26 protein-coding genes are annotated in these 25,825 nt (G+C 71.3%); 3 read left to right on the top strand and 23 right to left on the bottom strand.

Annotated elements, in window-relative coordinates; all coding sequences use genetic code 11:
- Positions 1-190: 190 nt before the first annotated feature.
- Positions 191-1,372 (bottom strand): alkane 1-monooxygenase, encoded by a 1,182-nt coding sequence (locus KBX43_RS00270; RefSeq protein WP_210882167.1) that lies wholly within the window; start codon positions 1,370-1,372, stop codon positions 191-193.
- Positions 1,373-1,501: 129 nt separating this feature from the next.
- On the opposite strand from KBX43_RS00270, the gene KBX43_RS00265 reads away from it, so the two are divergent.
- A complete protein-coding gene (locus KBX43_RS00265) occupies positions 1,502-2,101 on the top strand; it encodes a TetR family transcriptional regulator (protein WP_064445449.1) in 600 nt (199 codons plus the stop codon).
- A 109-nt stretch (positions 2,102-2,210) separates the two neighbouring features.
- On the opposite strand, the gene KBX43_RS00260 is transcribed toward KBX43_RS00265, so the two are convergent.
- The 8 genes from KBX43_RS00260 to KBX43_RS00225 all read right to left on the bottom strand — a co-directional run bounded on the left by KBX43_RS00260 (position 2,211) and on the right by KBX43_RS00225 (position 10,416).
- Positions 2,211-2,795 carry a hypothetical protein gene (locus KBX43_RS00260; RefSeq protein ID WP_104112210.1) on the bottom strand — a complete coding sequence of 195 codons (585 nt, stop codon included), beginning with the start codon at positions 2,793-2,795 and terminating at the stop codon, positions 2,211-2,213.
- Positions 2,796-2,889: 94 nt separating this feature from the next.
- Positions 2,890-3,957 (bottom strand): lytic polysaccharide monooxygenase, encoded by a 1,068-nt coding sequence (locus KBX43_RS00255; protein WP_210882159.1) that lies wholly within the window; start codon positions 3,955-3,957, stop codon positions 2,890-2,892.
- A gap of 182 nt (positions 3,958-4,139) precedes the next feature.
- Positions 4,140-4,832 (bottom strand): urea ABC transporter ATP-binding subunit UrtE, encoded by a 693-nt coding sequence (gene urtE, locus KBX43_RS00250; protein ID WP_064446439.1) that lies wholly within the window; start codon positions 4,830-4,832, stop codon positions 4,140-4,142.
- Complete coding sequence (urtD, locus tag KBX43_RS00245) at positions 4,832-5,608, bottom strand: urea ABC transporter ATP-binding protein UrtD (protein ID WP_084789371.1); 777 nt, start codon at positions 5,606-5,608, stop codon at positions 4,832-4,834. The genes urtE and urtD overlap by 1 nt, the downstream gene beginning before the upstream one ends.
- Positions 5,605-6,735 carry an urea ABC transporter permease subunit UrtC gene (gene urtC / locus KBX43_RS00240; RefSeq protein ID WP_210882157.1) on the bottom strand — a complete coding sequence of 377 codons (1,131 nt, stop codon included), beginning with the start codon at positions 6,733-6,735 and terminating at the stop codon, positions 5,605-5,607. The genes urtD and urtC overlap by 4 nt, the downstream gene beginning before the upstream one ends.
- Positions 6,732-7,619, bottom strand: coding sequence for an urea ABC transporter permease subunit UrtB (urtB, locus tag KBX43_RS00235; RefSeq protein ID WP_043329910.1), 888 nt, complete (start codon positions 7,617-7,619; stop codon positions 6,732-6,734). The genes urtC and urtB overlap by 4 nt, the downstream gene beginning before the upstream one ends.
- 65 nt (positions 7,620-7,684) lie before the next feature.
- Positions 7,685-8,929 (bottom strand): urea ABC transporter substrate-binding protein, encoded by a 1,245-nt coding sequence (gene urtA, locus KBX43_RS00230; protein ID WP_210882148.1) that lies wholly within the window; start codon positions 8,927-8,929, stop codon positions 7,685-7,687.
- A 404-nt stretch (positions 8,930-9,333) separates the two neighbouring features.
- On the bottom strand, positions 9,334-10,416 hold the full coding sequence (locus KBX43_RS00225; RefSeq protein ID WP_210871380.1) for a substrate-binding domain-containing protein: 1,083 nt from the start codon (positions 10,414-10,416) through the stop codon (positions 9,334-9,336).
- 96 nt (positions 10,417-10,512) lie between these two features.
- Between KBX43_RS00225 and KBX43_RS00220 the strand changes: the two genes are divergently transcribed.
- Positions 10,513-10,989 (top strand): MarR family winged helix-turn-helix transcriptional regulator, encoded by a 477-nt coding sequence (locus KBX43_RS00220; RefSeq protein ID WP_069088294.1) that lies wholly within the window; start codon positions 10,513-10,515, stop codon positions 10,987-10,989.
- On the opposite strand, the gene KBX43_RS00215 is transcribed toward KBX43_RS00220, so the two are convergent.
- Genes KBX43_RS00215 through KBX43_RS00190 form a run of 6 tightly spaced genes read right to left on the bottom strand, consistent with a single transcriptional unit; the run spans position 10,976 to position 15,529 of the window.
- Complete coding sequence (locus KBX43_RS00215) at positions 10,976-11,713, bottom strand: urease accessory protein UreD (protein WP_064445444.1); 738 nt, start codon at positions 11,711-11,713, stop codon at positions 10,976-10,978. The genes KBX43_RS00220 and KBX43_RS00215 overlap by 14 nt on opposite strands.
- Positions 11,713-12,471 (bottom strand): urease accessory protein UreG, encoded by a 759-nt coding sequence (ureG, locus tag KBX43_RS00210; RefSeq protein WP_197494839.1) that lies wholly within the window; start codon positions 12,469-12,471, stop codon positions 11,713-11,715. Before ureG ends, KBX43_RS00215 begins: the two co-directional genes overlap by 1 nt.
- A complete protein-coding gene (locus tag KBX43_RS00205; RefSeq protein WP_043322844.1) occupies positions 12,461-13,150 on the bottom strand; it encodes an urease accessory protein UreF in 690 nt (229 codons plus the stop codon). Before KBX43_RS00205 ends, ureG begins: the two co-directional genes overlap by 11 nt.
- Positions 13,150-14,853 (bottom strand): urease subunit alpha, encoded by a 1,704-nt coding sequence (locus tag KBX43_RS00200; protein ID WP_043322842.1) that lies wholly within the window; start codon positions 14,851-14,853, stop codon positions 13,150-13,152. Before KBX43_RS00200 ends, KBX43_RS00205 begins: the two co-directional genes overlap by 1 nt.
- Complete coding sequence (locus tag KBX43_RS00195) at positions 14,850-15,230, bottom strand: urease subunit beta (protein ID WP_051610833.1); 381 nt, start codon at positions 15,228-15,230, stop codon at positions 14,850-14,852. The genes KBX43_RS00200 and KBX43_RS00195 overlap by 4 nt, the downstream gene beginning before the upstream one ends.
- On the bottom strand, positions 15,227-15,529 hold the full coding sequence (locus KBX43_RS00190) for an urease subunit gamma (RefSeq protein WP_043322840.1): 303 nt from the start codon (positions 15,527-15,529) through the stop codon (positions 15,227-15,229). Before KBX43_RS00190 ends, KBX43_RS00195 begins: the two co-directional genes overlap by 4 nt.
- 755 nt (positions 15,530-16,284) lie before the next feature.
- Between KBX43_RS00190 and KBX43_RS00185 the strand changes: the two genes are divergently transcribed.
- Positions 16,285-17,922 carry a hypothetical protein gene (locus KBX43_RS00185; RefSeq protein WP_043322839.1) on the top strand — a complete coding sequence of 546 codons (1,638 nt, stop codon included), beginning with the start codon at positions 16,285-16,287 and terminating at the stop codon, positions 17,920-17,922.
- 82 nt (positions 17,923-18,004) lie between these two features.
- Here KBX43_RS00185 and KBX43_RS00180 read toward each other — a convergent pair whose 3' ends face one another.
- The 8 genes from KBX43_RS00180 to KBX43_RS00145 form a co-directional block, all read right to left on the bottom strand.
- Entirely contained in the window at positions 18,005-18,391 is a 387-nt protein-coding gene (locus KBX43_RS00180) for a hypothetical protein (RefSeq protein ID WP_146074779.1), read from the bottom strand.
- Between the two features lie 749 nt (positions 18,392-19,140).
- Positions 19,141-19,677, bottom strand: coding sequence for a phosphatase PAP2 family protein (locus tag KBX43_RS00175; protein ID WP_167435504.1), 537 nt, complete (start codon positions 19,675-19,677; stop codon positions 19,141-19,143).
- A gap of 45 nt (positions 19,678-19,722) precedes the next feature.
- On the bottom strand, positions 19,723-19,857 hold the full coding sequence (locus KBX43_RS31780; RefSeq protein ID WP_255361247.1) for a hypothetical protein: 135 nt from the start codon (positions 19,855-19,857) through the stop codon (positions 19,723-19,725).
- Positions 19,854-20,708 (bottom strand): DMT family transporter, encoded by an 855-nt coding sequence (locus tag KBX43_RS00165; RefSeq protein WP_043322834.1) that lies wholly within the window; start codon positions 20,706-20,708, stop codon positions 19,854-19,856. Before KBX43_RS00165 ends, KBX43_RS31780 begins: the two co-directional genes overlap by 4 nt.
- A 40-nt stretch (positions 20,709-20,748) precedes the next feature.
- On the bottom strand, positions 20,749-21,870 hold the full coding sequence (locus KBX43_RS00160) for a glycosyltransferase (protein WP_373887997.1): 1,122 nt from the start codon (positions 21,868-21,870) through the stop codon (positions 20,749-20,751).
- Positions 21,871-22,011: 141 nt separating this feature from the next.
- A complete protein-coding gene (locus KBX43_RS00155) occupies positions 22,012-24,243 on the bottom strand; it encodes a hypothetical protein (RefSeq protein ID WP_307851435.1) in 2,232 nt (743 codons plus the stop codon).
- Positions 24,244-24,421: 178 nt separating this feature from the next.
- On the bottom strand, positions 24,422-24,985 hold the full coding sequence (locus KBX43_RS00150; protein WP_113973082.1) for a dihydrofolate reductase family protein: 564 nt from the start codon (positions 24,983-24,985) through the stop codon (positions 24,422-24,424).
- Between the two features lie 457 nt (positions 24,986-25,442).
- Positions 25,443-25,823, bottom strand: coding sequence for a glyoxalase/bleomycin resistance/extradiol dioxygenase family protein (locus tag KBX43_RS00145; protein WP_104112199.1), 381 nt, complete (start codon positions 25,821-25,823; stop codon positions 25,443-25,445).
- Between the last annotated feature and the right edge of the window lie 2 nt (positions 25,824-25,825).

The raw sequence follows: 25,825 nt of genomic DNA, 5'->3' as shown, positions 1-25,825 counted from the left end.
CAGCACCACTCGATCCACAGCCGGCGTGCGCCCGACACCAGGCGGAGCGCAGAAGTGCGACGGACGGTCATTCTCCTCATAGGAACCTCCGATGTGATCCACCTCAGGACTGGCCCAGAGCGTAATCCCGGTCGATGTAAATAAGAAGGGTGCTCGCAATTCGCGCCGCAGGGCCGAGGTCTACCGGCAGCTAGGCGGTGTCCGCTGCGGGCCGGCCGTAGCGGCGCCGCAGCCGGGCCTCGGCGCGGGGGTTGCGATTGGCGAGGTTCAGGTCGCCGCCGTAGTGCGCCAGAACCCGTGGGTTCATCACCCGGTACCACAGCGGCGGAACGAGAGCGAGCAACACCATCGAGGCGTAGCCTCCGGGCAGCCGCGGCGAGACGTCGAAGCTGCGCAGCGTCTGGTAGCGGCGCAGCGGGTTGGCGTGGTGGTCGCTGTGGCGTTGCAACTGGAAGAGGAACACGTTGGTGACGACGCGGTCGCTGTTCCAGCTGTGTCGTGGGTCGACCTTCTCGAAGCGGCCGGTGGCCGTGCGCCGGCGGCACAGTCCGTAATGCTCGAGATAGTTGACCGCTTCCAGCAGCGAGAAGCCGACGATCGCCTGTAGGAGCAGGAAGGGCACGAGCCGCCATCCGAACACCGCGATCAGCAGGGCGAAGAGCACGACGGTCATGAGCCCGGCGTTGAGCAGGTTGTTGCGCAGCGTCCACGGACTCTTGCGCCGCAGCCGGAAGCGGCCGATCTCCAGCCGCCACGCCGAGATGAGGCTGCCCCAGACCGTACGTGGCCAGAACGAGTAGAAGCTCTCCCCCAGCCTGGCGCTGGCCGGGTCCTCCGGTGTGGCGACACGGACATGGTGTCCGCGGTTGTGCTCGACGTAGAAGTGGCCGTACCCGGTGGGCGCGAGCGCGATCTTCGACATCCACCGCTCGACCGTTTCGCGCTTGTGGCCGAGCTCGTGTGCGGTGTTGATGGCCAGTCCGTTGACGATTCCGATGGTGGCGACCAGGCCGGCGGCGCCGGCGAGACCGAGGCCGCCACGCGTCCAGACCCATGCTCCGAGCAGCAGGGCGGCGTACTGCACCGGCAGGAACAGGAACGTGATCCAGCGGTAGTAACGGACCTCCTGCAACCGCCGGGCGACGTCGTCGGGCGGGTTCTCCCCGTCGTCACCGAGCAGCACGTCGATGACCGGGATGAGTCCGAAGACCACCGCCGGGGTGAGCCACCAGGCAGCGGGTCCCGCGCCGGCCTGCCACAACGCGTACGCCAGGAACGGCAGCACCGGCACGAGAAGAGCCAGTGGCCACAGGTGCTTCTTGCCGTCATGCCAACCGGCGGCGACCGCTGGAGCATCGATCGAGGTCTGCATGTGCCGCCTCCGGAGTGTCGAGCGCTGCGTCGACTGTCACACGGATACCCATGCTTGACAATATCTGGCCCCGCGTAAATTTGGTGGGCATGCAAGGCGCATGTGTCCAGTCGATAGACTCGGCGTACCATGGTCGACCCTCCGCCTTATCGCCACACCGCGCGCCGCCACCTGCGCGACGCGGTCCTCAAGGCCGGCCGCGACCTGGCGATCGACCGCGGCTGGGACGCGGTACGAATGGCCGACGTGGCGGCCCGCGTGGGCGTGAGCAGGCAGACGCTCTACAACGAGTTCACCAACAAGGCCGGACTCGGCGAAGCCATCGCACACCGCGAGATCGACCGGTTCACGGACGGCGTACGGGAGGCGTTGTCCGCACACGGCGGCGACGTACGGGCCGCCGTCCATGCCGCGGTCACGTTCGTGTTGACGCAGGCCGGCACCGACCCGCTGGTCAAAACCGTCCTCAACAGCGCCCGAGGCACCGACGCCCTGCTCCCCTACCTGACCACCCGCGCCGACCTGGCCCTGGCCGCCGCCGTCACGGTGCTGAGAGAGTGGGCGGGCACGCACCTGCCCCGGGTGCCGGCCGATGACGTCACCGTCGGCGCCGAATCCCTCGCGCGACTGGTCGTCAGCCACATCGTGCTGCCGACCGCGCCCGTCGACACCACCGCCGACACCCTCGCCGATCTGGCACAACGCTTTTTGGACCCGCCGCGGGCGTGAACCGGCGCAACAGCTGCCACAGACGGCGGAAGGAGAGCATCCCCGCCGGTGACGATCTGCTGCCGGCCAGGCCGCTTGCCCGCCGGCGGGTGTCGGCCGTCCGGCGTGGTCAGAGGCCGGCGGCGGCGTCGTACCGGCGTCGCAGGTCGGCCATCTCCGATGCGGGCAACGCCTCCCTGAGCGCCAGTTCCTCGTACTTGTCGGGGAACATCTCCCGTAGCCGGTCGACGAACCTGACGTCGGCGGTCGCCTCGACCACCTGAATGCCGGGAGGTTGGGTGGTCATGTCCATGATCACCGGGCCGACGAGCTTGACCGCCCCGTCCCAGTGGCGCTTCTGTTCGGCGACGCCGCAGAGGTGGAAGCCGTAGACCGTCTCGACGTCGGCCAGTGTGGCGGCCCCGGTGGGCTCGTAACCGTAGACATGGACTCCGCAGACGATCGCCGGCGGCGCCTGCTCTCCGGCCGGCGCCTGTGGGGCGGTGTGCCCGGCGTGCTGATGATCTTTCGGGTCCGCCTGCTCGAGGGTCGTACGCATCCGGGTCAGGATCTCCTGGCGGAGAACTGCCGGGTCCGTCCTCGGAGTGGTCGAGGTGACCAGGGCGGCCACACCGAGCGACGCGGCAAGCAGGCACACCTCGATCCACACGAAGACGCTTCGGTACCAGCCGCCGACGCCTACCCGGGAAATCATTGTCGTTCCTCACCTCGTCGCGGTTCCTGATGCTGGCGCAGGGCCCTGCCGGCGGTGGGGTGGCGCGTGCCGCGCCACCCCACCGCAGACGCTGTTACCGGGCGGTGCAGGTGAGGGTGGGTGCGGAGTTGGTGCCGTTCCAGGAGGCGTTGAAGCCGAAGCTGGTGCTGGCGTTGGCGCTCAGGGAACCGTTGTAGGCGACGTTCGACGCGGAGACCGACGAGCCGCTGGAGGTGACCGTCGCGTTCCAGGCGTTGGTGATGCTCTGGCCGTTGGGCCAGGTCCACGCCACAGTCCATCCGGAGATGGCGGCGTTGCCGGCCTGGACGGTGACATCGGCGCCGAAGCCACCGGACCACTCGCTGGTCTTGCGGTAGGTGGCGGTGCAGGCGCCGTTGCCGGCCGGCGGCGCCGTGGTGGGCGGCGCCGTGGTCGGCGGCGGGGTGGTGGGCGGCGCCGTGGTCGGCGGCGGGGTCGTCGGCGGCGGGTTGTTGCCGCCGCCGAAGATCACGTCACTGCAGAGGTAGTACGGCTGGTCGAGGTGGGACGCCTGCCAGATGGTGTAGACGACGTGCCGCCCGGTGCGGTTGCCCGCGTTCACCTGCGCCTCGTAGAGCCCGGTGGTCGGGTAGCTGCCGGTGCGCAGCACCAGTTCGAGGCTGTTCCAGGTGAGGGGCTGGGTGGTCGGGTCGAAACCCTGCTTGGTGATGTAGATCAACATGTAGTCGGCACCGTGCTTGGCGCCATCGGTCAGCGTCAGCGTGAAGTTGTTCGGCATCGACTTCGCGGTCCAGGCGCCGACCGCGTCGAGCGAGGCGTACAGGCCGTTCTGGGTGCGACCACCGCTGCACAGCTGCCCGTCCGGCACGGCGGCCTGGTGGTTGCCGCCGACGTTCTCGCGGTACAGGCCGTTCCAGTTCCACATGGTGTTCGGGTTGGCCTGCCACGCCTGCCAGCACATCGGGTCGGTCTGGGCCATCGTGGGGTTGAGGTGGTCGGAACCCCAGCGCTCGTAACATCCGTAGTTGCGTGACGGCGGGTTGGTGACCGATCCGTGCGCCGAGGCCGGACCGGCCTGGTTGACCACGACCATCGTGAACGAGGCGACGAGAACTGCGGCCGCGGCCAGTCCCAGACGGCGTGCTGTCCGTGAGATTTTCATGATGCTCCAGTGGATGCGCCGACGCCCAGTGGCCCTCGCTGGGTGCCCACCCCGGAGAAGGTGACGCCGATCGATTCAAGCCGCCCACCAGGTGGACGGCACTGCTGCCCAGCAGCGCTTGGCGACTCCCGGCCACGATCTTAGTAAAGACCGCCGTCAATGTAAATCGGACCCGTCCCGGATCAGACCGCGAGAGCCGCCCGTACCTCCCGCTCCGCCGTCACTCCCCCGTCGCCGTGCGAGGTGACCCGGCCGGATTCGAGGACGTGATAGCGGTTCGCCACCCGCAGCGCGAACCCGAGATGCTGCTCGACGAGCAGCACGCTGAAGCCGGACTGCCGGGTCAGCTCGACGATCCGCTCCTGGATCTCGGCGACCACCGACGGCTGGATGCCCTCGGTCGGCTCGTCGAGCATGAGCAGCCGGGGCCGGGTGATCAACGCGCGGGCGATGGCGAGTTGCTGACGCTGGCCGCCGGAGAGGAGCCCGGCCCGCCGCCGCAGCAGCGGACGCAGCGCCGGGAACAGATCCAGCGCCTCCGCCGTCGCCACCGCGCCGTCGCGCCGGGCGTCGGCGACGAGGCGCAGGTTCTCCGCCGCCGTCAGGTGCGGGAAGCACTGCTGGCCCTGCGGGACGTACGCCATGCCACGCGCCACCCGCTCGTGCGGCGCGAGACGGGTGACGTCCTCGCCGTCCAGCTCGACGGTGCCGGCGCTCGGGCGCAGCAGGCCCGCCGCGACCCGCAGCAGGGTGCTCTTGCCGGCGCCGTTGTGCCCGAGCACCGCGGCCACCCCGTCGGGCGGGACGGCGAGGTCCACGCCGTGCAGCACCCGGGAACGCCCGTATCCGGCGTGCACCCCACGCAGGGTCAGCATCATGCCTCCAGAGGGCTGGGGACCGACCCGGCGTCGACCGGGTGGCCGAGGTAGACCTCCTGCACGCGCGGGTCCGCCTGGACCTGCGCCACGGTGCCCTCGCTGAGCACCCTCCCCGCGTGCAGCACGGTGACGCTGCGCGCGAAGCGACGCAGGAAGTCCATGTCGTGCTCGATCACCACCACCGTGCGATCCCGGCTCACCGTCTCCAGCAGGACGCCCGTGGCGTCGCGCTCCTCGTGGCTCATCCCGGCGACCGGCTCGTCGAGCAGCAGCAGCCGCGCGTCCTGCACCAGCAGCATGCCGATCTCCAGCCACTGCTTCTGGCCGTGCGCGAGCGTGCCGGCGAGCTGGTCGGCCCGGCCGGCCAGCCCGATGGTCTCCAGCGCGGCGGCCACCTCGTCGGGGATACCCCGCCGGCGCCGGGCCAGGGTGGCCCAGCTCCGGCGGGCGCCCGCGGCGATGTCGAGGTTCTGCACGACCGACAGCTCCTCGAAGACCGTCGACGTCTGGAACGTCCGGCCGACGCCGAGCCGGCTGATCCGGTGCACCGGGCGACCCAGCAGCTCCTGGTCGCCGAAGCGCACCGAGCCGGTGGCCCGCACCAGACCGGTGATCGCGTCGACAAGGGTGGTCTTGCCGGCGCCGTTCGGCCCGATCAGGAACCGGATGTCACCGGCGGGCACCTCCAGCGAGACGCCGTCGACGGCGGTGAAGCCGTCGAAGCTGACCCGCACGTCACGGACGGACAGCCCGTCCAGCCGGTCGTCGCTCACGGGTGCACCTCCGCCCGCTCGGCGCGGCGGCGGGCCAGCGCCCACAGCGACGCCAGGCCGCCGGGAAGGAACGCCACGACCACCACGAAGAGCAGACCCTGCAGGTACGTCCAGGTGCCCGGGAAACGTTCGGAGAGGGCGGTACGCGCCCAGGCCACCGCCACCGCGCCGAGCACCGGCCCGAGCAGCGTGGCCCGGCCGCCCACCGCCACACCGATGACGAACTCGATCGACGGGACGATGCCGATGAGGGCGGGCGAGATGATGCCCACCGCCGGCACGAACAGCGCGCCGGCGAGGCCCGCCATACCCGCCGCCACCACGTAGGCGACGAGCTTGACCGACGCCGGGTCGTAGCCGAGGAAGCGGACCCGCTCCTCGCTGTCCCGCACCGCCACCAGCAGTTCCCCGTAGCGGCTGTGGACGATCTGGCGGGCCAGCGCGAGCAGCGCGAGCAGGACGCCGGCGATGATGAAGTAGACCATCCGCTGGTTGACCGGGTCGTCCAGGTCGTAACCGAAGAAGCCCTGGATGTCGGTGAGCCCGTTGGTGCCGCCGGTGGTCCCCTGCTGGCCGATCAACAGGATCACCATGGCGGCGGCGAGCGCCTGGCTGAGGATGGCGAAGTACGCGCCCCGCACCCGGCGGCGGAACACCAGTGAGCCGAGCCCGAACGCGACGGCCATCGGCAGCAGCACCGTGGCCGGCAGCGCGAACCACGGGCTGGCGAACGGCCGCCACCAGACCGGCAGTTCGTCGAGCTGCCCGTACAACTGCATGAAGTCGGGCATCCCACCGGGACCCGCGTCGGCGAGCTTGAGGTGCATGGCCATCGCGTAGCCGCCCAGGCCGAAGAAGACGCCCTGGCCGAGGGTGAGCATGCCGCCGCGCCCCCAGGCGATGCCGATGCCGACGGCCACCATGGCGACGCAGAGGTACTTGGCGAGCAGGGCCAGCCGGAAGTCCGACAGCGCCAGCGGCGCGACGGCGAACAGCAGCGCCGCGCCGAACGCGAACCCCGCCGCCGCGCGCAGCCGGGACCGGCCACCGGACCGGCTCGCAGGGGCGATGTCGTCCGGGGCCGGTGCGCCGGCGGTGCTCGGCGGCGCGGGTGTCACGGCGGTCATGCGAGGCTCCTGGTCCGCAGGGTGAACAGGCCCTGTGGCCGCCACTGGAGGAACGCGACGATCGCCACGAAGACGATCACCTTGGCGACGCTGAGGGTCGTGAGGTACTCCCCGGTGGCCTGGAGGACCCCGAGGGCGAAGGCGACGATCACGCTGCCCTTGAGCTGACCGATCCCGCCGACCACGACGACCAGGAAGGCGTCGATGATCAGGTTGGTTCCCATGGTCGGGCCGATCGGGCCGAGCAGGGTGAGCGCCACCCCGGCGAGCCCGGCCAGGCCCGAGCCGAGGAAGAAGGTCGTCCGGTCGACCCGCGCGGTGGGGATGCCGGACACCGCGGCGAGGTCGCGGTTCTGCACGACCGCGCGGATCCGGCGTCCAAGCGGGGTGAACCGCAGCGCCAGCGTGAGGGCGGCGACGGCGGCCAGTGCCAGGGCCAGGATGAACAGCCGGTTGTTGGCGACCGTCAGCCCGCCGGGCACCGCCACGTTGCCGGTGAGCAGATCCGGCGCGCGGGTCTGCACGTTCGGACTGCCGAAGATGTCCCGCGCGAGCTGTTGCAGCATCAGGGACACGCCCCAGGTGACCAGCAGGGTGTCCAGCGGACGGGCGTAGAGCCGGCGGATCAGCAGGATCTCCAGCAGCACCCCCATCGTGCCGGCGACCACGAACGCCACCGGCAGCGCGACCAGCAGCGACAGGCCGGCGCCGGTGATGCTCTGTTGCAGCACGTACGTGGTGTACGCGCCGGCCATGATGAACTCGCCGTGCGCCATGTTGATGACGTTCATCTGGCCGAAGGTCAGCGCCAGCCCGAGCGCGATGAGCAGCAGCACCGCGCCGATGCTGATGCCGGTGAAGAGTTGACCGAAGAGGACTGTCACGGTGGGTACTCCCGTACTGCTGGTCGAAACCCCGGGCGGGGCCACCCCGCCCGGGGCCGGCGTCGTCAGCTCAGGCCGCTCGCCCACGGATAGGTCTTGAGGTACGGGTCCGGCGCGATCGGCTTGCCGGAGTTCCACACCTCGGTGATCAGGCCGTCCGCGCCGACCTTGCCGACGCGGGCGGTCTTGGCGATGTGCTGGGTCTTGCCGTCGACGGTGACCAGGCCCTCCGGCGCCTCGAAGGTGATGCCGTCGGAGGCGCCGCGGACCTTCTCGACGTCGAACGCGCCGGCCTTCTCGACCATCGCCTTCCACAGGTAGACGCTGACGTAGGCGGCCTCCATCGGGTCGCTCGTCGGCTTGTCCGCGCCGTACTTCGCCTTGTACGCGGCCACGAACTTGCCGTTCGCCCCGCCGGGCGTGGTCTGGTAGTAGTTCCAGGCGGTCAGCTGACCCTCCAGGTACTGGGTGCCGATGCTCTTGACCTCCTCCTCGGCGATGGACACCGACACCACAGGCATCGCGGCGGCGGTGAGCCCGGCCGACTTGTACTCCTTGAAGAACGCCACGTTGCTGTCGCCGTTGAGGGTGTTGAAGACCGCCTTCGCGCCGGACGACCTGACCTTGTTGACGATCGTGCCGAATTCGGTGGACCCGAGCGGCGCGTAATCCTCACCGACCACAGTCATGCCGTTCGCCGCCGCGTACGCCTTGATGATTTTGTTCGCCGTTCGCGGGAAGACGTAGTCGCTGCCGACCAGGTAGACCGATTTCGTTCCCTGGGCCTTGAGGTAGTCGAGCCCGGGGACGATCTGCTGGTTTGTCGTCGCGCCCGTGTAGAAGATGTAGGGCGACTGTTCCAGGCCCTCGTACTGCACCGGGTAGAACAGCAGCGCCTTGTTCTTCTCGAACACCGGCTTGACCGCCTTGCGGCTGGCCGACGTCCAGCACCCGAAAACGGCCGCGACCCGGTCCTCGGAGATCAGCTTCTCGGCCTTCTCCGCGAAGGTGGGCCAGTCCGAGGCGCCGTCCTCCCCGACCGGCTGGATCTTCTTGCCGAGGACGCCGCCGGCCGCGTTGATCTCCTCGACGGCGAGCATGATGGCGTCGCGGACGGTGACCTCGCTGATCGCCATGGTGCCGGAGAGCGAGTTGAGCAGGCCCACCTTGACGGTGTCGCCGGAGACGTCGGCGGTGACGCCGGCCGCGCCGCCCTCGTCACTGGTCTTGCTGCCGCACGCGGTCACGGCGACCGCGGCGACGAGGGTCATGGCCCCCGCCAGGATGCGGCGGCCCCAAAGAAGTGACATCTAATCTCCCTGCGGTGCGCTCAAGTAGCGAAAGGACGGTCGGTGCGGTCCGGTGGAGTTGGCGATGCCGGGGTCGACGGGTGGACGTCGCCTGTGGTCATCGCATCGGCTATGGGCACGCAAAGCGTTGACCGGCATGATTGCGCGGACGTTTCCCGGTCCTTAATTGACTGTTTCCCGGAAACCCGGAGAGAACGCACGCCGCAACGGCTGACACCGTCCCGTGCGAGGCGGTGTCAGCCGTGATGAATTCGGTGAAGAATTGCGCCACCACAATGGTCGGCGGACAGATTCCGCCGACGGTGGACAGACATTCGCGGTATCCACCCCTGGGGTAGATACTTCACGCAGGAAGTATCTTAGGGCCGGGCCGGGTGGACGTGTCAAGGGCCGGTACCGGGCGGTCAGAGCTGGGCGAGCACTGTGAAGTCGAGACCGTCTGCCTCGGCGAGGTAGATCCGCTGGCGCACGTGCCGTCGACGCAGCTGCAGCCGGCCGCGCGGCCCGTGGTACGCCACCGTGTCGGCAGCCGTCTCGATCGCCCGTACGTCGAGGGTGCGGGCCTGCCCGATCAGCGCGGCGAGCAGCATCACGCCCTCGTAGCAGGACTCCCCCAGGCTGCCCAGCGGCGGCGCCTCCACCCCGAACCGGCGGGCGAACTCGCCGTGGAAGTCGAGGTTCTCCGGCGTCACGAGGCCGGCGAAGAAGCCCGCCGTGCTGTAGAGCCGCCGCGTCGCGCCCGCCCCGCTGGCCAGCAGCATGTTCTCGTCCATCAGGGTGCTCAGCCGCAGGCAGCGCTGGTCCATCGCGGCACGCGCGAACGCCCGGTTGAACCGCACCGCGTCCGCGCCGACGAGCAGCATCACCACCGCGTCGGCCTCGCTGCGCTCGATCCGGCGCAACACGTCGTCGAAGTCTTGTGTCTCCAACGGCAGGAACGCCTGCCCCACCACGCGACCACCGCCGCGCAGCGCGTACCGCTGGGCCGCCCGCGCGGTGCGCCGGGGCCACACGTAGTCGTTGCCGACCACGAACCAGCGGCGCGCGCCCTGCTCCCCCGCGAGCAGCCGCATCGCGGGCCACAGCTGGGCGTCCGGCGTCTCGCTGGTCAGATAGACCCCTTCGGTACGCTCACCGCCCTCGTACAGGGCGGTGTAGACGTACGGCACGCGGTGCGCGACCCGGGGCGCGAGCGCCTGCCGCACCGAGGAGATGTGCCAGCCGGTCACGCCCTGCACGGCGCCCACCGACACCAGCGCCTCCACCTGGGCGGCCACCTCGGCCGGCGGGGCGCCACCGTCGACCGGCACCAGCCGCACCTCGCGGCCCAGCACCCCGCCACCGGCGTTGATCTCCTCGACCGCGAGCTGGGCGCAGAGTTCGCAGGTCGGGCCGAACATTCCCGCCGGCCCGCGCATCGGGTACACCAGCGCGATGCTGACCACGGCCCGATCGACTGTGAGCCACGGCGGGGCCGGCGCGGACATGAGCCCATGATTGCCCGGCCGACGTGGGAAAACCATAGCTCTCCATGGAGCGGGACGAGTCGCTACCATGGCAGGGCCACCGGCCCAGGGAGTTCCATGTCAGACGTGCCCGGGGCGCCAGCCGATCTGCTGCGCTCGCTCACCCGCGCCGAACGGCTGCTCTCCCGCCGGTTGGCCGCCGTGCTGGCCGACGACGACCTGACCACCGAGGCGTGGCGGGTGCTCTGCCTGCTCGCCGACGGGCAGGGCCATCCGATGAGCGAGGTGTCCGCCGAGGCGTCGTTGCCGCCGGGGACCCTCACCAAGCTGGTCGACCAGCTCGTCGACCGGAACCTGGTGTTCCGGCGGATCGACCCGCTGGACCGGCGACGCATCCGGGCCCACCTGACCGCCCGAGGCCGCCGCGAGCACGCCCGCCTCGACGAGCGGGTCCGCACCAGCCTCGCCGAGGCGGGCGTACCGGCCGACACTCCCCTGCTCGACCACCTCGCCGACCTGATCGCCCGGCTCGACCCGGCGGCTCGGCGCGATGACGCTGAGACGGCCGGCGTTCGCCTCACTACACCTCGGTGAGCAGCGGCTCGCCTTCGAGGTGGGCGCGCAGCGTGTGCGCGTCGGCAGCGGTGGCGGTCCACAGTGTCGCCGGACCGCCCGCCAGGGGCAGCCGGGCGACGGTGCCCTCGACCGTCGCGGACTCGTGGGGCAGCGACGGGTCCACCACCAGCAGTGACCCGGTGGCCGGCGCGCCGCCGAGCACCGCGGGGCCGGCCCAGCCGGGCGCGCCCGGTCCCACGGCAAGCGACTGGCGCAGCAACGGACGGCCGTCGTAGTCGACCCGGGTGTGCACGACCGCGCTGCCCGGCGCCTCGCCGTACCGGCCGCAGATCACCTCGTCGCGCCACGTCAGCCTCGCCCCGGCGGCCACCTCGACCCGGGACTCGGCGAGGTGGGCGCAGCCGGCCGCGGCGACCAGTTGCTCGGGCAGCCAGTGCAGCGCGCCGCCGTCGCGCACCACGGCACGCACCACCATCCGCGACACGACGCCGGGCCGGCCGGGCAGGGCGACCGAGGCGGCGACGGTGTGCAGCCGCACCGCCGCCCCCGGTCCCACGTCGATCTCCAGCCGCAGGTCGTCGCCGGCGAGCGGGCCGGCCGCCCCGCCGACCACGTACACCGTCACGGCCCGACCGCGCCCGGGCGTCTGCCGCAGCAGCAGCGGTGTCTCACCGCGCAGCTCGGCGAGGACCGTGCCGCCCCGGCCGTCGGCCCGGGCCACCAGCCGGGCGTACGCGCGCATCAGGCCGGGCCGCCCCGCGCGGCGACCGGGTGCAGAGCCGCGTGGTGGGCCAGTTCGTGGCGGATCCAGTCGGCGACCCGTCCCGCCGCCGGGTCGCCGACGATCGACAGGAACACGGTCGGCAGGTCGCCGCGCCGGGCCCGCGCGTCCCGGTCCATGACGGCCAGGTCCGCGCCCACCATGGGGGCCAGGTCGGTCTTGTTGATCACGAGCAGGTCGGCGGACGTCACCCCGGGTCCGCCCTTGCGCGGCACCTTGTCCCCGCCGGCCACGTCGACCACGAATATCTGCCGGTCCACCAGCCCTCGGCTGAACGTGGCGGTCAGGTTGTCCCCGCCGCTCTCGACCAGCACCAGGTCCAGCGGGCCGACCGCCTCGGCCAGCTCGTCCACGGCGTCGAGGTTGGCCCCGATGTCGTCCCGGATGGCGGTGTGCGGGCAGCAACCGGTCTCCACGGCGCGGATCCGGGCCGGGTCCAGCACACCGGCCCGCTTGAGGAAGTCGGCGTCCTCGGTCGTGTAGATGTCGTTTGTGACCACGCCGAGTCGCAGCTCCCCGGCGAACGCCCGGCACAGGGCCGCCACCAGGGCGGTCTTGCCGGACCCGACCGGCCCGCCGATGCCGACGCGCAGCGCCCGGCCGGCTTGGGCCAGCGGCGGATGCGGGTCCACCCCCGGCTCGGGGTGGGTGTGCGGAACGGTCTCGTCGTGCGGGGCAGGATTCCGGTCGGCCTCGGGCGCAACGGTGTCAGGACGCAAAGAGACGCACCTCCCAGGTGGCATGAGCTTCGGCATGGATGTCGGCAAGCGGGGCGGCCGCCGCGGGCAGCCGCTCGGGTGGGTCGTCGGCGGCCCGGGCCGCCGCCGCGGCGATGCCGTCACACCGGCCGGCGAGACCCACCAGCAGGGCCTGGACCCGGTACGGGTCGAGGCCGAGCAGGCGTACCGCCGCACTGGCCGCACCGGTCACCGTCCCGTGGACGGCGACCGTGGCGGTCTCGGCGCGGCTCAGGCCCGCGGCGGCGCAGAGCAGCCCGAGCACCAGCGGCTGGTGTGCTCCGCCGGGTGTGGCGGGCAGGTCGTCGAAGGACGCCTCCGGCCAGATGGCCCGGCCCGCGCGCAGCAGGGCCCGTCCCTGGCGGCGGGACACCGTACGCAGCGCCGGCGCCGCCGTCCGGGCGTCCAGCTCCGCGTCGAGCAACGCCAGCGTGGACCCGCGTACGGCGGAACCCGACGTCACCGCCCGGTGCGCCGCCGCCGCGAACGCCGCACCGACCAGCCCGGCGGTGGCCAGCCGGCCGGCCAGGAACGCCTCCAACGTGGCCAGGTCGGTGACCCGGCCGGCGGCGACGGCCGCCTCCAGGCCGCCGGAGTGGGCGTGCGCGCCGGCCGGGAAGCGACCGTCGGCCACCAGCAGGAGCAGGCTCGACGTCGTCATCAGAACAGGAAGTACCGCTGGGCCATCGGCAGGCGTGTCACCGGGTCCGGCTCCACCACCTGACCGTCGATCCGCACGGTGAACGTGTCCGGGTCCACCTCGATCCGGGGCATCGCGTCGTTCTCCGGCAGGTCGGCCTTGCCCCGCGAGCGCACGTCCGCGACGGGCACCACCCGCCGCCGCACGTCCAGGCGCAGCCCGGCGTCGAGGGCGGCCGGCGCGACGAACGCCAGGCTGGTCGCAGCCGCCGCGGCGCCGTATGCCCCGAACATCGGGCGTGGCAGCACCGGCTGCGGCGTCGGGATGGACGCGTTGGCGTCACCCATCTGGGCGTACGCGATCATGCCGCCCTTGAGCACCAGGTGCGGTCGTACGCCGAAGAACGCCGGATCCCACAGCACCAGGTCGGCCAGCTTGCCCGGCTCGACCGAGCCGATCTCCCGGTCCAGCCCGTTCGCCATCGCCGCGCAGATGGTGTACTTCGCCACGTACCGGCGGGCCCGGTGGTTGTCGGCAGCGCCGTCGCCGGGTAGCGCGCCGACCCGCTCCTTCATGACGTGCGCGCTCTGCCAGGTTCGCAGGATCACCTCGCCCACCCGGCCCATCGCCTGCGAGTCGGAGCCGATGATGGAGATCGCGCCGAGGTCGTGCAGCAGGTCCTCGGCGGCCATGGTGGACGGCCGGATGCGGCTCTCGGCGAAGGCCAGGTCCTCCGGCACGGACGGGTTGAGATGGTGGCAGACCATCAGCATGTCCAGGTGCTCGGCGAGGGTGTTGGCGGTGTACGGCCGGGTCGGGTTGGTCGACGACGGCAGCACGTTCGGCTCGCCGGCCACTGTGATGATGTCCGGCGCGTGCCCGCCTCCCGCGCCCTCGGTGTGGTACGAGTGGATGGCCCGGCCGGCGATCGCCCGCAGCGTGTCGGCCACGAAACCGGCCTCGTTGAGGGTGTCGGTGTGAATGGAGACCTGCACCCCGGAGGCGTCCGCCACCCGCAGGCAGGCGTCGATCGCCGCCGGTGTGGTGCCCCAGTCCTCGTGCAGCTTGAAACCGCCCGCGCCGGCGCGCAGCTGCTCCCACAGCGCCTCCGGTGAGACGGTGTTGCCCTTGCCGAGCAGCAGCACGTTGACCGGCAGCGTGTCCAGCGCCTCGTGCATGCGGGCCAGGTGCCAGGCGTTCGGGGTGACAGTCGTGGCCCGGGTGCCCTCGGCGGGGCCGGTGCCGCCGCCGACGAGTGTGGTGATGCCGCCGGCGAGCGCCTCGGTGACGATCTCCGGGCAGATGAAGTGCACGTGCGTGTCGACGGCGCCGGCCGTGAGGATCCGGCCGTTCCCGGCGATGACCTCGGTGGCCGGGCCGATGACCAGCTCGGGGTGGACGCCGGGCATGGTGTCCGGGTTGCCGGCCCGGCCCAGCGCCACGATCCGCCCGTCGCGCAGACCCACGTCGGCCTTGACCACCCCCCAGTGGTCGAGCACCACCGCGCCGGTGATGACGGTGTCGAGGGCGCCCTCGGCGCGGGTCGCCCGCGACTGGCCCATCGACTCGCGGATCACCTTGCCGCCGCCGAAGACCGCCTCGTCGCCGCCTGCGCAGTGGTCGGTCTCCACCTCGATCAGGAGGCTCGTGTCGGCCAGCCGGATGCGGTCGCCGGTGGTCGGCCCGTACAAATCGATGTAGCGGTCCCGCCGCACGGCGGTCACCGCGTCGGCCCGTCGGTCGTCGGCGCCCCGCTCGTCGGCGCGTCTGTTCCCGGCGCGGCCGGTGGCGCTTCGTCCAGCGGCCCGGCGCACTCGCCGCGCAGGCCGGGCACGACGCGTGCGCCGCCGAGCGGAACCAGCTCGACGGTGCGGCTCACGCCCGGCTCGAACCGGACCGAGGTGCCCGCCGCAACGGCGAGACGCTGACCCCAGGCGAGCGCCCGGTCGAACATCAGGGCCGGGTTGGCCTCGGCGAAGTGGTAGTGCGAGCCGACCTGCACCGGACGGTCGGCCGTGTTGACCACGACCAGAGTGGTCACCGGCCGGCCCACGTTGATCTCGACCGGGCCGGCCGCCGGCAGGATCTCCCCGGGGATCACGGGATCGGGTGGTGCACCGTCACGAGCTTGGTACCGTCCGGGAACGTCGCCTCCACCTGCACCTCCCTCAGCAGCTCGGGGATGCCGTCCTGGACGTCCTCGCGGCCGAGCACGCTCCGGCCGGCCGACATGAGGTCGACCACCGACCGTCCGTCGCGGGCCCCTTCGAGAAGGAAAGCGGTGATGATCGCGACGGCTTCGGGATAGTTGAGTCGCAGGCCGCGCTCGCGGCGGCGGCGAGCGACGTCGGCCGCGACGTGGACGAGCAGGCGGTCCTGCTCGTGCGGGCTGAGGAACACGGGATTCTCCGGTGGGGTCGGCGTGGCCCGCTCGCCGTCGGCTCCGCGTGGAGCCGCGCCGGGCAGGACCACCCGGAGTACGAGCTGGAGTCACACGACCGCCGCGACGCCGCCTACGGGTGGCCCGGGACTCCACCATCCCGGCCCGCGCGACGGGCACCCGGCGGTGTCGGTCGGATGCGGACCGCACCGCCCACCGCTTGAGCAGACCGTAGAGGATCGCCACCGGCGGGGGCAACAGTGTGCTCGGTGTGAGGGATCGAGCCCTGCCGGTGTCCGGGTCGGATGGCACGCCAGGGACGCCCGCAGTACCCCATTCGCGAGCTGACGCGGGCGCACGTCGGGGAAGCCGTCGTCGGGTATTCCTGCAACTGTGGTGCGAAGACGAGGAGATCCGACGGCAGGCGGTGCTCGAACGCGCTGCCGCGATGCGTCGCCGAACTTCGTCCCTACGTCGAGGACCCAGGTGCAGCCACCGCGGCCGGCGGCGTCGATGTCGGACAGGTTGCCGGAGGGTGAGGGCCCGCCCGGTGGTGGGTAGCCGGCGCGGTGCGCGGATGGCGACTCGCTGACAAGGGTCCGAACCCGCTCCCAGAAGGGCAGCCGGCGGCGCCAGCAACGCCGCCTTCGCGGTCCGGCCATCCCGGCAGGCGCGGCGGTGCTGTTCCTATCGGGTACGGCCTTGCGGGATACGCCGTCGTTTGGGTGTGGTGTGCGGAAATCTCCATGCAGAGGGCAACGGCAAGGGAGGCAGCGTGCTGGTCGCGGACCGCAGACTGGTGGGCCTGCTGCTGCTGACCGCGGTGTCTCCGACGGTCGAGGCCGTCGTCTTGGTCTCGCTGGGTTTCGTCGCGGCGCGGGGCCTCGCGCCGCAGGCGGCGGCGGTGTGGCCGTACGACACCTACCACGACCTGCGGTGGCTGTATGTCTATCACGACTCGTGGCCGTCATTCGTGTTCTGGCTCAGTTTGCTGGTGGTGGCCCGAGGGCTCTTTCACACGCTGCTGGTGATGTTGGCATGGCCGGCTGAGGTGCCTCGGCCACCGGCGCGGTGGCTGTTGAAACGGAATGTCGGGCTCGCCGCGTTGGTGGCGGTCTTCGTCGCCCCGTGGGCCTTGATCTCGGTGGCCGCGTCGGTGGTGGCGCTGTCCTGGGTCCTGCTGGCCTCCCTGGTGCCGTTGTTCCTGCTGGCGCCATTCCTGCAACGGGCGGCTGTGGTAGGGCCGTGGTGGCGAGGCCTGCCGTCGATCTCGCTGGTGGGATGGTCGATGCTCAACTTCGTGGTGCTGACCGTGGCCGGCGCGTTGTGCTGGAGTCTGCCGGGCTGGTGGTCGGTGCCGGTGGCCGCCGTGGCCGGGGTGGTCAACGGGCTGCTGTGGAACCGGACGGTCCGTACCGCGCTGATCAATCCATCGACACGGTGGGTGAGGGTGCCGGCGACTCCCGTCGCGGCGGTTCTCGCCCTTGCGGTGCCGTTGCTCATCCCGCCGATGGTGGATGCCGTGCCGGACAAGAGCCTGCGGGCTGAGGCGGTGGTCCTCGACCACCCGCTGCCGCCCGACGTGCCGCAGGCAGTCATCGTCCTCGCAGGTTACGGGTCGTCGTACGGGGGCGAGCAACCTCTCGACAATCGTGTCGAGAGGTTCTCCTACCGGGGGTTGAGCCGGGACGGCACACCCCTGCCCTACCGGCCGCACGACACCACGATCTCGGTGGCGGACAGCGTGGGACTCCTCGACGCACAGGTGCGACGACTACACCAGCGCACCGGCCGGCCGATCGCCCTGATCGGGGAAAGCGAAGGCGCGATCGTCGCCCGAACCTACCTTCAGCAGCGAGCGCACCCCGCCGTCGACACGCTGGCCATGTTCAGTCCTCTGATCAACGCGGGTCGCGCCTACTACCCGCCCCCGCGCGAGAACCACGGCTGGGGCGTGGCGACGGGATCGCAGCTTCGGATCGTGTTCGGCGTGATGCGCCTGTTCGGTGGCCCGCATGCCGGGCCCGACGAACCGTTCATCCGCTCCCTGGTCGACGACGCGCCGTTCTACCGTAACCAACTCATGTGTCCGGTGCCCGGGATCCGGATGGTCGCCTTCATTCCCACCACCACGGCCGCAGAGGCGCCACCCGGCGACTACAGCGGGATCCCCGTCTTCCAGATGCCCGGCGTACACGGGGGTCTTCTCAACCGCAGCCTGGTCGAAGACCGGCTCCTGACCTTCCTCTCCGGCGAACCGATCCAGCAGGAACGCGAGGAGTACCCACTCCTGCAACGTCTCGGCGCCGCCTGGCAGGCCCCGCCCCTGCCCATCGCGGCCAACCCGGCCTGGTCCGCGTTCCGGCAACCCGATCCCGCCTTCACGGGGAAGGTGTGTCAGCCAACCGACTGATCCGTCCTCGTTGGTCGCCGGCCCACCGCGGAGCCGGCCACTCGCTTGCGTAGGTGTGCGGGTAACCGTCGCCCGGACGCTCTCAAGCGACAGCGCGAGATCGATTGATGATCAGTAAGCGGGCGGCAGCCAGTGCCAGTCCGAGCACCAGCACCGTGCGGATCGGGTGATAGGTGAGGAAGAACAGGTGGAGCCCGACGAAGATCACCACCGCGGCCAGAGCCAGGGACGTCGACCAACGGCGGCGGAGCGGTCCGAGGGCTCCGGCCAGCGCCGTGAACACCCCGACGGCCAGATGCAGCCAAGCCCAGCCGGTGAGGTCGTGCTCGTGCACGGCACCGTCAGCAACCGAGACGTAGCGGGTGCCGCTCAGGTCGGCCGCACCAGCTACCGCGTCGAAGATCCCGGCCAGGCCCAGCAGGACAGCCGCCAGCCGTAGGCCCCTGTCGCTTGCGTTCCCGTCGGCCACCACACCCTCCGTAGGAACTCGCCCCTGCTGGCGGAGCGTCGATGTGGCGGGCAGACACCCATTCGTGCCCTTGCTGCGCCTGCCCCGCCCTCCGATCTTTGCCGAAACGAGCCGATCCCAGACACCGAAGCGGGAGCGTCACCGCTGCGGGTGACCTCCGGCGGGCCGAGAACGGTCGGTGCGTGACCACATGCACCGGCCGTGCAGGCGTGCCGGGCGACCCGTGCACCCGAACAACCAGCTCGTCAGCGAGCTGCCGATCAGGAATCCGCAGTCCGGTACCTGCCGCAACAGGCACCACGTGTACGAGCGCGGGCACGGCATCAAGCGGATGAGCCACCCGGCGGTCGGACCGAGCATGCTGACGAGGCGCCATGCCGGGTGCCCCCGGACCAGACGCTGTTCCTCTGCACCACCGACCCCGGCGTCCCGGCCCACGGCAACCTCCGTCTGCTGGGTCCCCTGACCGCCCAGGCCAAGCGGACGCCTCGTAGGGCCCAACGGGCAGCCCGCTCCCCGAGGCACAGCCACCGCCCCCGCACCTCGCCTACGGGGGCGGCGGCCATGGCAGGGGCGTCACAAGCAGAGCGCCCAACGCATGGTCTGCCTCGCGGCAGCCCGGCATGAGGCACTTCCTGGGACATACGCCGGTCATCACGGGTGACGGCCTCGTCGTTACCGAAGGCTTCACGCGGTGGCGCCTCGTGAATGTGATGATCGGAGCCAGGGTCCGGCTGACTGGTGCCCCGCTATGTTCGTCGACTCGGTGCGCCGAGTCGACGCCGGCGGTGGCCCGCCAGGCTGACGGCCACGACGGCGAGGCCGGCGATGACTGCCGCGGCGAGGATGTCGCCTGGGTAGTGCACGCCGACCCAGACGCGGGCGACCCCGACGACAAGCGCCGCTCCGGCCAGTACCACGCCCCACCGGCGGCTCAGGAAGGCGTAAGCGCCGAACGCCAGCGCGAACGCGGCGGTGGCGTGGTCGCTGGGCAGCGAAACTCCCGCACCGTGAGGGATCAGCTGGTGCACGTGATGACTCTGGAACGGGCGCTGCTGACTGTTCGAATGCGCCAGGACGGTGGCTGCGGCAAAGGCGAGGACCAGGGCGGCGCCGAGCTCGACGACCGGGCGTGTTCGTCGGCGGCGCAGTGTCACCACGGCAAGCAATGCGGTGACTGCGAAGATCAGATACAGCAGCCTGGTCGCGGCGAACTCCATGACGTCGTCGATACCGTCGATGCGTCCGGCGTGATCGTTTATGAGTTCGAACAGGCGGTAGTTCACCATGTCATCCTGCCGACTCGGTGGCGGGACCTCGGGGAGATCGGGTTATCCGCGGCGTTCCGGTCGGCGAAGCAGCCCGTCGGCGACCAGTTCGATGGTCACCGCGACGGCGACCGCCTCGACGGGTGTGCCGACGCCGAGCAGCACGCCCACGAAGGCACCGGGAAGGGTGACGGTCACCGTCGGCGGTGTTCGACCGATCCCGCCGAGCAGGCGGAAGCAGCGAGCCACACGCCGCCGCCGACCGTGACGGCCGCCAGGACAAGGCCGACGATACGGATGGGCTCGTCGGAGAGTGTTTCCCGGAAGACGGTGATGGCGACGAGAACGCTGACGACGGGGTCGGTGAGCGTGAGAGCTGTCAGGGGTGCGGCGAGGCGACCGTGCTGGAAGGCGGCCTGATTCAGGATCAGCCCGATGGCGACGGCCACTATCAGCGCCGCGGATCGCCAGCTGACCACGGCGGACAGCAGGGAGCCCGGGGAGCCGCCGGCGAGGTCCTTGACCAGCGCCGCCGCGAAGCTGTACGCGACGCCGCTGGCCACGCCCAGCAGCGCGCCCCGCGCGGCGCCATGGCGGCGACGCGCGGCCAGGACGCAGGCCGTAATGGCCGCCACCGCGCAGCTCATGGCGACCGTCCAGGCCGTCGGCGCAGGGCGGGTCACGCCGGCGCGGACGTCGGCGAGAAGCAGGAACGCGGTCAGGCCCACCACGCCCACCGCAACCGCGAGCAGGTCCCGGCGCGCGACGCGCTGGCCGGCGATGACGGCCTCGATCAGCACTGCCATGAACAGCCCGCTGGCCATGATGGGTTGCACGACCGCGAGCGCGCCGGAACGCAACGCGAGCACCTGGAAGACGACTCCGGCCGTGTCCGGGATCCAGCCGGAAAGCCACAGGCGGTTGCGGAACAGCCGCAGCAACAGCCGCGGGTCGAGCGCTGCGAAGCGCGGCTGCTGGGCCGCGGCGCGCTGATGCAGCGCGGCGGACAGCGCGAAGCTGAAGGCCCCGGCCAGCGCGTAAAAGATCATGGCTGGGTGCAGGAGTGGTCCGCGGGTGAGCGCCGGGACGTCACCGCGGGTTCCCATCCACTCCGGCCCCGGACCGCAGGGTCGCGGACACGATCGCGGCCATGTCGTCGGCGCTGGTGAACGCCGGCAGGGCGGAAGCCGCTGTGCGGGTCAACTCCTGGCACAGGTCGGCGGGGTTTCGGACGTAGGTGGTCAGGCCTGCGCCGGCGAGCACCTGCGCATTGGCTCGGCCGTGGCCGGGAAGCGGGCGATAGGTGATGGTGGGCAGACCCGCGGCCAGTGCCTGCTGGCAGGTGAGGCCACCAGCGTTCTCCACGATCAGGTCCACCGCCTGCATGAGGGTGGGCATGTCGTCGACCCAGCCCATGACGTGCCCGGGAAAGCCGGCCAGGCGCCGGCGCAGGCTGTCGTTTCGTCCGCATACCACCACCGGTGTGACACAGCCGGCGGCCAGCACCTCCCTGGCGGTACGGGCCACGTCGCCGGCACCCCAGGACCCGGCGACGATGAGCGCTAGTCTTCCCTTTTCGGGCAGCGTGAACTGGGCGCGGGCGGCGCGTCTGGCGGCATCCGTCGGTGGCCGGTAGCGGGCGGCTACAAGCGGGTCGACGAGTCGGACGTCCGGTGCGCCACGAACAGCGGCTTGCTGCTGGGTGGCCTCGTGGATCACGCAGTAGGTGTCGACGCCGGTCGCCATCCAGGTCGGGTGGATGACGAAGTCGGTGACATAGGTGACGACCGGTGTGCTCAGCCTCCCGCTGTGGCGCAGCGGGCCGAGGACCTGGTTGGCGAACGGGAACGTCGACACGACCAGGCCGGTGTCCGGCGGCATTTGCATCAGCATCCGCCGGCGGGCCGACCGTAAGGCGGACCTGATCATAGCCACCAGCGGTGGCGAACGGTCGGTGATCGTGAACAAGGCGTCGTAGCTGAGCGGGCACCAGCGCAACAGCGACCGGTAACCTTCGCGGATCATCCCGTGCAGGGGCTTGGGCAGGGACGTGAAGAAGTTGAGGTGGTGCACCTCGACGCCGTCGAGGGCGAGCCGGGCAGCCAGTTCAGCGGCGGCAGCGTCGTGGCCCGCGCCGATGTCGGCCGACACCACGACGATCCCTCCGCCGCCACACCGGCGATCCGGTGCAGGCCACGTTCCGGGAGGGATCCGGGCATGAGGATGCTCCCGCCACCCGTTGTTCACGGGCGCGGGTACCCGCTGTCACCGTCGTCACACCTGACCACCGACGCGGCCTGGGCGACTCCCCCCGTGGTCGTCCAGGCCGCGCCCCGAACCTGACCTCGCCACCTACGGCGCACGGCCACGGATCCTCCCGACGAGGAGCCTGACAGCGTCCTGGTACTCCGGTTGCGTGTGATACGGCCAGTGGCGTTCCACCGCGGGCGGAACGGTGTCCGTCGGCTCCACGGTGACACCGCGGGGATCGCGCAGCCGCACGTCGACAGTTGCGGCCTCCCGAGGTACGCCAGGCGTGAGGTCGGGATGGTCGAAGATCGGCGCGCCGATCGGGTCGGTGTCACGCCACAGGTTGCGCCACCGCCAGTCGATCCGCTCACCGAGCTCCCACAGCACCCGTTCGCCGAGGTAGGCCGGGTAGAGGCGGGCATAGATCCGGTACAGGGGGCTGCCGTGGGTCAGCAACGCGATCCGTGGCAGAGTCTCGGATGGCAGGTGCAGGACGGTGGCGGCGGCCAGTACCGAGCCGTGGCTGTGCCCGGAGATCACCACGGGCCCATGCGCGGCCAGTGCGCAGACCCGCCGCGTCAGTTCGGGCACGGCCCGCGCCGCGTAGCAGGGCGGTGCGAACGGGTGCACCGTCCGGGGCCAGAAGGTGCCCAGATCCCACAACACGCCGACGAGCCGGCGGGTCTCCGGCGACCGGTACGCGCGGTAGGCCAGGATCAGCAGTCCGACGACGATGAGGCTGATGATCCAGATACCGATGTCGGTGACATATGCGGTGAGCACGGCGAGGACGTCGTGGCGCCGATTGAGGCGGGCGGCGAGTTGTGTGGGGCCGATCCCGACGAGGTCGAGCGCCACGGTGGCGAGCCCGAGTGAGGAGACCACGAAGAACGCGACCAGGGTCGGCCCGAGTTCCTCGGTGACGAAGGAGCGGGCGACCGTGTCGCGGACCGCGGCCAGCCGCGGCGCCGCCGAAGCGGGCGCGTCGGGGTAGTCCCGCTCGACCACGCGTTGCGCGTACGCCCGACGACGGCGCCGGGCGGCGGGCAGGGTGAGGGCAATCGCCGCGGTGACGACGAGCAACGCGGCCAGCCCGGCGAGCGCGGCCCACCAGTACGCCACCGGTGGTTCCAGTGGGCCCAGCGCAGGTGGGCTGGGCCGGATCGGGTCGGGGATGCGGCCCCGGTCGAGATGGTCGGCGGTCCGGAACACCAACGTGGTGGTGTAGGCGGAGGTGACCGTGACCGACATCGCCGCCACCAGCGGCGTGCCGAGTCCGCGCAGCAGCGCGCGCGAGCCGGCCGGCCGGGTGCGCTGCCGCGCCAGCGTCACCGCGGCGATCAGGACCAGCAGCAGTCCCTGCGCGGTGACCAGGCCGGCGGCCGCGCCCTCGTAGCCGGGCATCTGCCCGGCCACCACCGGCACCTCCCGTCGGGACACGGCGTATCCGAGACTCGACACGGTGGCCACCGCGACGAGGATCCACAGCAGGCGTCGCAGCGGGCCGGCCCACCTCACGCTCACTGTCACCAGCAGCAGCGCCGCGCAGAACAGCACGAGTCCGCCGGTGAGGCCGAGCAGCGCGACGGCTACGCCGTTCCACCGATCGTGTGACACCGCGACGACCAGGCTTACGTAAACAGTGCCGGCGCCCAGCCCGACATGGATCTGACGCAGCCACGACGTCATCCGCTCGTCGTGCCAGATCCCCGGTGCGGCTAGGCTCCCGGTCGACTCCAGCACCCGCTCGTGGGGCGGGGCGGCCTCGAAGCCTTCGAAGGCACGCGCCGAGCGCGCGCCGACGGCCCAGAACACCCGCAACGCCAGCAGCGGCACCAATGCCAGCACCGCCAGGCGCGGGCCCATTGGCAACGCCGCCAGCCAGGACAGGTACGGCCGCCCCTGCCGGCACTCCACGTACGGCACGCACTGCCAGCCGGGCAGGTTCATGCTCACCCCGACCAGCGCGAGCGTGAACGCCACGGTCAGCGACCCGGCGAGCAGGCGACACAACCCGCCGAGCAGGCCGAACCGGTCCGCCAGGGTGGGGCGCAGCCAGACCGCGAGGTTGCCCAGCATGAACGGCAACAGCAGCAGCATGGACGCCGTCCGCACCGCCACCCCCGCGGTCAGGGCCCCCCACCGGTACGCCTCCACCACCACCCCGGCGGTGGCGCCGCCCGCCCGACCGAGTCCCTCCCGGACCCGGTAGAACCCGGCGTGCCGGTCCCCCGCCACCCGCACCACGATCGGATGATCGACGATGGTCTCCGCCGACGCGCCGGAGACCCCGTGAACACGCAGCTCGACAGCCTCGTCACCGGGCGCGCTCACCAGGACAGGGTCACAGAAGCTGCCACGGTGCCGCTGCCGAACACCGAACACCGAGAGCGGGGATTGAGCCGCGCCCGGGATGCGTTCACCGAAGTGGGTGATGGTCGACCTCATCCGGTCGGATCAGCCGTCAGCGCCCCACCTTCACGCAAGCGCAGGCGATCGGACGGGCCGTCGTTCACTGCCCGACAGGGCGGTAGCGGAGGTGTACGACGCCGTTTCGGAATCGGCGCTCGTCGAGGAGTTCGAGGTCGACGCGCATGCCGGACGGCAGGCCCGGCTTACCCCCGCCGACGACCACGGGCCAGACGAACAGCTGGCACTCGTCGACCAGCCCGGCCTCAAGAGCCTGCGCCGCGAGGTTTGCACCTCCAACGGTGAGATCGCTGCCGGCCGTGGCCTTCAGTTCGCGTACCGCGGCGAGGTCGAAGCGGCGTTCGAGTCGGGTGTCGGCGGTCGACACCGCGGCGAGGGTCGTGGAGTACACGACCTTTCCCGCTGCCTGCCAGGCGCTTGCGAAGTCGGCCATGAGGTCGGACTGCCCGGCCAGAGCGGCGTCGGTTTCCCAGACGGCCATCGCCTCGTACAGCCGCCGTCCGTAGAGGAACGTGCCCACGGACCGCAGGAGATCGGTGTAGACGACGAACACCTCGTCGTCCATTGGCAACCAGGCGAACGCGCCGCGTTCGTCCTCCATGTAGCCGTCGAGCGACACGTTGTTCACATAGATCAGCTTGGCCATGCCTTACCTCTCGATGGTCAACCGCAACAGCCTGGACGCACGGGCGCATCACCCAGCAGCCTCGTGGGCTGCCCCGCTCATTGACTACGAACACCCCTGCCCAGATCCGACACCTCCGGCCGACACCAACGGCGAACGGTGCACGCCCACCGCCGCGTGTGCCGGCCGGGGCGACCGCCGGGCGGCTGCGTACGCTGGTGGCGGAGGCGCTGAGGGAACCGTCGGCCCGGCAGACGATCAGCTGATCGTCGCCCCCGCCGGCCCGCGTACGACTCAGGACCTGACGGCGGAAGCCGGACTGTCGGCGGGACCGCCGCGCGGCTGACCAGGAGACCGGAGAAGCGCCCAGGCGCCGCGCACCGCGCGGACTCCGGCGACGTCCCGCCGGACAGGCCGCGGGAACCCGCGCCGTACGCACGGGTTCCCGCGGCCTGTCCCGGGTCCGCCGGGACTCGCCCTACCCCGCCCGCTGCGGGCCGACGACGGTCCAGCAGAGGCCCGCGGGGTCGCGCAACGTGACCTGGTGCGACGGGGCAGCCGGCGGCTCGACATGGGCGCCCGCGGCCACCGCCCGCCGCAGCACCGACTCGGGGTCCGTCCGCTCGATGGTCAACACCTCGTCACGGTCTGCGGCCACCGACGGGTCGCCCGCCTCCCACCACTCGCTCACGATCAGGCGATGACCACCGACGGCCAGTTCCGCGTGCACGACATGCCCGTCGAGCAGGCACTCCCGTTGGATGGCCACGGCGTCGAAGACGTCCGTGTAGAAGGCGATCGCCTCGCTCGTGTCGCTGACCGTCAGGTGCGGTCCCGTCCGCTGGTCCTGTGCCCGCATGA

Source organism: Micromonospora sp. C41 (genome assembly GCF_018070485.1).
In the GTDB taxonomy this organism is placed as follows: Bacteria; Actinomycetota; Actinomycetes; order Mycobacteriales; family Micromonosporaceae; genus Micromonospora; species Micromonospora chalcea.
The sequence above is the reverse complement of the archived record's forward strand: the minus strand, read 5'-3'. Positions and strand labels throughout refer to the sequence as shown.